The sequence below is a fragment of the Nonomuraea sp. NPDC026600 genome (assembly GCF_040638335.1).
Lineage (GTDB): Bacteria > Actinomycetota > Actinomycetes > Streptosporangiales > Streptosporangiaceae > Nonomuraea.
In genome coordinates this window covers 74,157-80,677 of record NZ_JBEZYD010000051.1, presented here as the reverse complement: position 1 = coordinate 80,677, position 6,521 = coordinate 74,157, and the positions used below count along the sequence as shown (strand labels likewise).

The window sequence follows — 6,521 nt, the reverse complement described above, 5'->3', positions numbered from 1 at the left end:
TTTTAACACACTGTTGAGTTCTCAAGAAACGGACGCGTACTCCCCAACCTGCGAGAGGCGCTCATTTCGTTTTTGTTTTCGTCTTCGTTGTGTCTTTATTCTTTCAGCCGCCCGACCCGGTGTCAAATTGACCCGACTCGCTTCGACCTTCTGGAATAAACACCGCCCCGTTTCCGGGACAACCCCTCTAACTTACCAGCCATTCGGAGTGAAGCGAACGCCTTCAGAATGGATCTAGCTGGAGGAGGCCCCCGAGCGAGACCGGCGATCATCGCCGTCCTCGCGGGACTGGTGAACTCTATGTACGCCTCCCGGAACCGTCAAATCAACGGATTGCCGGTGTCATCCCCTGCCCACGGGTAGGAACCTCGTGTGCCCCGAGCCCTCACCATCATGCTGGGTATCGCCTGCGCGGTCATCGTTCTGTTCGGGATGCGCGAGGTCGCGTCGATCCTGGGCCCCGTCGTGCTCGCGCTCGTGCTGGTCATCGCCGTCGCCCCCGTGCGGAACCGGCTCGCCCTCGTGGGCGCTCCCGGTTGGGTGCAGGTCATCGTGCCCTTCCTCATCGTGCTGCTCGTCCTGCTGGGCATGGTCGCGGTGCTGACCTTCTCCGTCACCCAGCTCGCCTCGCTGCTCCCCGCGTACGCCCCGCAGTTCCAGCAGTTGCTCACCGACGCCCAGAACTTCGCCACCACCCACGGCATCAGCAACGCCCAGCTGAACAAGGCGATCCAGACCTTCGACCCCGCCAAGGTGCTCGGGCTGGCGCAGAGCCTGCTGTCGAGCCTGCTGGGAGTGCTGTCCAGCCTGTTCCTCATCGTGGTGCTGCTGCTGGCGATGTGCCTGGACACTCCGGGCATCGCCCGGGTCATCGCGGCGGGCAAGGACACCAAGCCGCACCTGGTGGCGGCGCTCGCCATGTTCGCCGACAAGACCAGGCGCTATCTGATCGTCTCCACGGTCTTCGGTCTCATCTGCTCGGCGCTGGACGTCACGGCCCTGTCCATCCTGGATGTGCCGTTGCCCCTCCTCTGGGGGGTCCTCGCGCTGATCACCAACTACATCCCGAACATCGGCTTCGTTCTCGGCCTGATCCCGCCCGCGATGCTGGCCCTCCTCGACGGCGGCATCAAGCAGATGCTCCTCGTCATCGCCGCCTATATCGCCATCAACGTGGTGATCCAATCGTTCATCCAGCCCAAGTTCCTGGGGGACGCGGTGGGCCTGTCGACCACGATGACGTTCCTGTCGCTGATCGTCTGGGCGTTCGTGCTGGGGCCGCTGGGCGCGCTGCTGGCGATCCCCCTGAGCCTGCTCACGCGGGCGCTCCTCGTCGACAGTGACCCCGGCGCGGGCTGGGCGGCCGCTCTCATAACCGGAGCTCCGCCAGAGTCACCCCGCTCAACCGTTTGACCTCGTTGGCCAGGTGCGCCTGATCCGCGTAGCCCGCGATCACCGCCACCTCCGCCAGCGCCACCCCCGCACGGGCCAGTTTCAGCGCCCGCTGGAACCGGACGACCCGCTGCAGGACCTTCGGCCCGTATCCGAACGAGGCCATACTCCGCCGCAGCAGTTGCCGCTCGCTGAATCCCAGCGTCCAAGCGACCTCTCCCACACTCCGCCCCGCCCGGAGCGCCTCGGCGATCGCCGGCGCCGCGGCGTCGGCGGGCGCGGTGGCCCGGAGCCGGGCCACGATCGCCGCCCGCATGACCGCCGGCCGCCCACCGGACACGGAGAACCCCAGATCCGTCACCGGCACCCGCTGATCACGCAGGGCGTGCACGGGAACGCCGAACACGTCCCCCACACCGCCCGGCTTGAACCGGATCCCGGTGAAGACGTCACCCGCCCGCATCCGCACCGGCATCGGCCCGGTGTCCGGCCCCGCCACGAACGCCCCCGAAGGCCCCCAGATGAGGTCCACGCATCCGTCGGGCACCACGAGTTGCGTGCTGTCGGCCTCGATCGCCTGCCGCCACACGCAGGTGACCCGGCCGTCGAAGCCGTCCCCGGGAGGCCGCTCCTCGTACATGCCACCAAGGTACGCACGGCCACCGACAAGAAGTCACAGCCGCCCGTACGCCCGGAGCGTCCGCAACCGGTGCACGGTGAGGTAGCCGCCCCATTCGTGCTCCACCACGGGCGTCCACATCAGCCAGTTCCCGCGCCAGCCGCCGTCCTCCGACTGGGCGGCGGCGAGCGCGTCGAGGTGCCGGTCCAGGACGTCCTGTGTGAACAGCGGCAGCCGCAGCGGCGACGGAGCGAAGTCGAGGGGGAAATGCGCCTCGCCGGGCGCTCCGGGGTCGAAGGCGACCATGGCCAGCAGGGCCTCGCGCAGCCGGGCGAACTCCGCCTCGGCCCGCGACCGGTCGGGCACGAGGTCCAGGAACTGGACGACGGCCCGCGCCTCGTACGGAGTGGTGTCGGAGATGCCGGCGATCGCCGACCAGCAGAAGTCGGTGGCGGGCCCGAGCCACGGATGGCCGACGCCATGCTTGTGCAGGAACCCGGCGAGCGACGCGGTGGGGACGAGGCTGCCCGGCGGCTCGTCGCCGGTCTCCCACCAGGGCGCCCGCGGCGTGTCGCGCACGCTCGGCAGCACGAACGGCACGCCGCCGTCCTTGGTCGTGACACTGACGAGGTAGTCGCAGGCGGCGGCCACCATCGGATCGTCGAAGGCGTCCAGCTCGTCGAGGATCGAGAACGCCACCTCGACCGGTTCGGGCTGGCTGGCCGCTCCGCGCAGGTCCGGTTCGAGCGCGTTGCCGAAGCCGCCGTCGTCGTTGCGGTAGCAGCGCAGCGCGTCCAGCACCCGCGTACGGGAGGCACCCCTGAACAGGGCGCCGAACCTGAGCCTGTCGATCAGCCGCCCGTGCAGCAGCACATATGTCTCCGCCTGGGAAATCATCTCCATACCGGCGAAGCTACCCACGCCGGCACCGGGTTCTCTTGCAAGAATCGGACACGTGGAGTGAGGGCGATGCCGCCCGCCGTACGCGAGCTGGAAGAGGCGATGCGCGGCGACGGCGGGTACGAGCGCGTCAGGGCGTGGCCAGCGCCTCCGTGGGCGACATGCGGGCGGCCCGCACGGCCGGGTAGAACCCGGCGATCCCGCCGATGACCAGGGTGGCGAGCACGCCGCCGAGCATGGCCCAGACCGGCACGATCGCCGGCCAGCCCTGAAAACTCGCGTACGCGGCGGTGACGCCGATGCCGAGCACCACTCCGCCGACGCCCCCGATGGCCGACAGCAGCAGCGATTCGGCCAGGAACTGCAGCCTGATCTGCCCGCGGGTGGCGCCCAGCGAGCGGCGCAGCCCGATCTCGGCCCGCCGTTCGAGTACCGAGATCACCATCGTGTTGGCCACGCCGACACCGCCGACGAGCAGGGCGACGCCGCCGAGGCCGAGCAGGAGGGCGTTCAGCGTGGCGTCGGTGGCCTGCTTGGCGGCCAGCACGTCCGACGGTCTGGAGACCTCGACCTCGTTGGGCTTCTCCGGGTTGGCGGTGGGGCCCAGCACGTCGCGTACCGCGACGACGGACGCCTCCTCGGCCCTGGCGTAGATCGTGGTCGGGTAGCCGTCGAAGTCCAGCCGCTCCTCGGCGACCGGCCAGCCGATCAGCGCCGCGATGTCGAGTTCGGGGGCGAGCGGTGCGGCGCCGAGCACGCCGACGACGGTGAACCACTGCCCGCCCAGCCAGACCCGCTGGTCGGGGCCCGCCCGCACGACGCCGAGCCGGTCGGCCGCCTTGGCGCCGAGCACGGTGGCCGGGTAGCGCTGGGTGGCCTCGTTCAGCCAGGTGCCGCTGACGATCTGGGCGCCCACGTCGTGCGGCAGGTCCAGGCGGGCGGCGGTGACCGAGATGCTGCCCGACTCGGCGGCCGGGATGTGGTCGTTGCGGTAGACCTTGGCGGGCGTGGTGCCCGTGGCGGTGACCGAGGTGACGGGTGCGATCTGCTCGATCATGCCCTCCGCCTCGGCGGGCAGGTGGGAGCCTGCGCCGAAGAGGTCCTGGCCGGGTGAGACGGTGAGCAGGTTCGTGCCGAGTGATTCGAGCTGGCGGTTCAGGTCCTCCTGGCTGGAGGCCGAGATGCCGACGACGCCGAGCATGGCCGCGATGCCGATGGCGATGCCGAGCGCCGACAGGAACACCCGCAGCGGCCTGGCCCGCAGGCCCGCGCCACCGACCCTGACGACGTCGCGCGGGCGCAGCCGGGCCGAGGTGAGGATGGTGGCGGTCATGCTCTAACCCCCTCCACGAGCCCGTCGAGCATCTCGACCTGCCGAGGGAGCGAGGCGGCGATGTCGCGGTCGTGGGTGATGACGACCACGGTGGTGCCGCCCGCGTGCAGTTCGCGCAGCAGGTCCATCACGCCCGCGCCGGAGCGGGAGTCGAGGTTGCCCGTCGGCTCGTCGGCCAGCAGCAGTCGCGGTCCGCCGACCACGGCACGGGCGATCGCGACCCGCTGCCGCTCGCCGCCGGACAGCTCGTGCGGGCGGTGGCCGAGCCGGTGCCCGAGCCCGACCCGGTCGAGCGCCTCGTAGGCGCGCAGGCGGCGCTCACGCAGCGAGGGGCCCGCGTACAGCAGGCCGTCGGCGACGTTGTCCAGCGCGGGCACGCCCGCGGCGAGGTGGAACTGCTGGAACACGAAGCCGATCACGTTCGCCCGCAGCGCGGAGAGCTGCTTGTCGGTGAGCGTCAGCACGTCGTGGCCGGCGATGCTCACGGTGCCGCTCGACGGGCGGTCCAGGGTGCCGATCATGTTGAGCATGGTCGACTTCCCGGAGCCGGACGGGCCGACGATGCCGACGAGTTCGCCGTACTCGATGCCCATGGAGACGCCGCGCAGCGCGGCCACCTCGCCGTACTCCTTGCTCACGTCGCGCAGCCGGACGATCACTTGGGCACCGCCACGGTCGCGCCCTCCTGGACGCCGTCGACCTCCACCTTGCCGTCGGCGAACATGCCGACCTCGACGGCCGCGTACTGGGTGGTCCCGCCCTCGACGACCTGCACGCCGTAGCCGCCCTCCGCGAGGGCCAGCAGCGCTCCGACGGGTACGGCCAGCACGTCCGCGCGCTGGGCCGACACGATCGTGACGTCGACCGGGGCGGAGTCGAACGGCTTCTTCAGACCGCTCACCGACACCTTGACCTCGACCGTGGTGGTGGCGTCGGCGCCGGTGCCCGTCTCGGTGGCGACCTTGCCCACGCCGGCGACCTTGCCCTTGACGGTGGAGCCGTCGGGCAGTTCGACCGTGGCCTTGAGGCCCTTCTTGACCAGGTGCGCGTCGGCCACGTCGAGGTCGACCAGCACCTGGCGGGTGGTGCCGGTCGCGGTGAGCACGGGTCCCGCGCCGCCGGCGCCGAGTGTGGTCTTGAGGTCGGCGACACGCAGCGGCCCGCTCTCCACGACCACGTCGGCGGGCTGGACCTCGCCGGTGACGTCCAGGCCGAGGTCCTCCTGCCAGTCCTCGACGGCCTCGCGGGTGGCCCAGGTGTACTCCTTGTCGACGTCGAAGCCGGTGTAGCCGAGCTTGGCCAGGTTCCGCTCCAGCAACTCGACGTCCTTGCCCTCGACGCCGTCCTCGAGGACGCGGTAGAGGGGCATGCCGCCGTAGAGCAGGGGGCGGCGGTCGGCGTCGATGCTGTAGACGGCCTTGCCTCTGGTGATGGTGGAGCCTTCCGCGGGGAGCCAGGTGATCGTCCCCTGGGACTTGGCGGTGACGGTGAGGGTGTCGCCGTAGCCGAGTGTGCCGTCCACGGTCTTGGTCTCGGTGAGCGTCGTACGGGTCACCTTGGCGGTCGCCGGGGGCGTGCGGCCGGCGACGGCCGGGCCCGAGCCGTTGCCGCCGAAGCCGATGGCGGCGGCCGCGACGGCGGCGGCGAGCAGGGCGGCGCCGCCGGCCCAGGCGACCGCGCGCAGCGGCCGGCGGCGGCGCGGCGGGATGGCCAGGAGCTCCAGGTCGGCCTTCTCCTTCACCTGCGTCATTTCGCCTGCCCCAGCTGCGGGAACTTGCCCCGGCACGCCTCGTAGGCCTTCTTGAACGCCGGGTCGTCCGGCTTGAAGTTGCGGGCCGTGCCCTTGGCGATGGCGCCACTGGCGTCGGGGTCGGGCAGGTCGACGCCGTTCTTGCGCATGCACGCGGCGAACTGGCGCAGTTGCTCCGCCTCTTCCGGCTTGAGCGCCTTGCGGTCCCTGACGGGCGCGACGGACCGGCAGGACTCCAGCGCCTTCATGATCGCGTCCTTGTCGCCCTTGATGGCGGACATCGCCTGGAGGCCGCCACCGCCGTCGGGGTCGGGGTCGGGCATGTCGACGCCGTGCTCGCGCATGCACGCGGCGAACTTCCTGGCCTGTTCCTGTGGATCGACGGTGGCCGTGGGCGAGGCGGTGGCCGTCGGCGCGGCCGAGGCGGCCTTGACGGAGGCGACTCCCGTCGAGCTCGGTTGCCCGCCGCACGCGGTGGCGGCCAGGGCCAGCGCCGCGGTGGCGGTCGCGAGGAGGATTCTGTTCAT

At 70.9% G+C, this 6,521-nt stretch carries 7 protein-coding genes; 1 reads left to right on the top strand and 6 read right to left on the bottom strand.

Annotated features, from left to right (window positions below; genetic code table 11):
- The first annotated feature begins 372 nt into the window (after positions 1–372).
- Positions 373–1,413 (top strand): AI-2E family transporter, encoded by a 1,041-nt coding sequence (locus tag AB0F17_RS59135; RefSeq protein ID WP_358043966.1) that lies wholly within the window; start codon positions 373–375, stop codon positions 1,411–1,413.
- Here AB0F17_RS59135 and AB0F17_RS59130 read toward each other — a convergent pair.
- From AB0F17_RS59130 to AB0F17_RS59105, 6 genes are all read right to left on the bottom strand, one after another.
- On the bottom strand, positions 1,370–2,032 hold the full coding sequence (locus AB0F17_RS59130; protein ID WP_358043963.1) for a DUF6597 domain-containing transcriptional factor: 663 nt from the start codon (positions 2,030–2,032) through the stop codon (positions 1,370–1,372). The two genes, AB0F17_RS59135 and AB0F17_RS59130, sit on opposite strands and share 44 nt — an antisense overlap.
- A gap of 33 nt (positions 2,033–2,065) precedes the next feature.
- Positions 2,066–2,914, bottom strand: coding sequence for a hypothetical protein (locus AB0F17_RS59125; protein WP_358043960.1), 849 nt, complete (start codon positions 2,912–2,914; stop codon positions 2,066–2,068).
- Between the two features lie 127 nt (positions 2,915–3,041).
- A complete protein-coding gene (locus tag AB0F17_RS59120; protein ID WP_358043957.1) occupies positions 3,042–4,244 on the bottom strand; it encodes an ABC transporter permease in 1,203 nt (400 codons plus the stop codon).
- Entirely contained in the window at positions 4,241–4,900 is a 660-nt protein-coding gene (locus tag AB0F17_RS59115) for an ABC transporter ATP-binding protein (RefSeq protein WP_358043969.1), read from the bottom strand. Before AB0F17_RS59115 ends, AB0F17_RS59120 begins: the two co-directional genes overlap by 4 nt.
- Positions 4,900–5,994: a peptidoglycan-binding domain-containing protein gene (locus AB0F17_RS59110; RefSeq protein ID WP_358043954.1), complete on the bottom strand. Its 1,095-nt coding sequence runs from the start codon at positions 5,992–5,994 to the stop codon at positions 4,900–4,902. Before AB0F17_RS59110 ends, AB0F17_RS59115 begins: the two co-directional genes overlap by 1 nt.
- On the bottom strand, positions 5,991–6,521 hold the full coding sequence (locus AB0F17_RS59105; protein WP_358043952.1) for a hypothetical protein: 531 nt from the start codon (positions 6,519–6,521) through the stop codon (positions 5,991–5,993). The genes AB0F17_RS59110 and AB0F17_RS59105 overlap by 4 nt, the downstream gene beginning before the upstream one ends.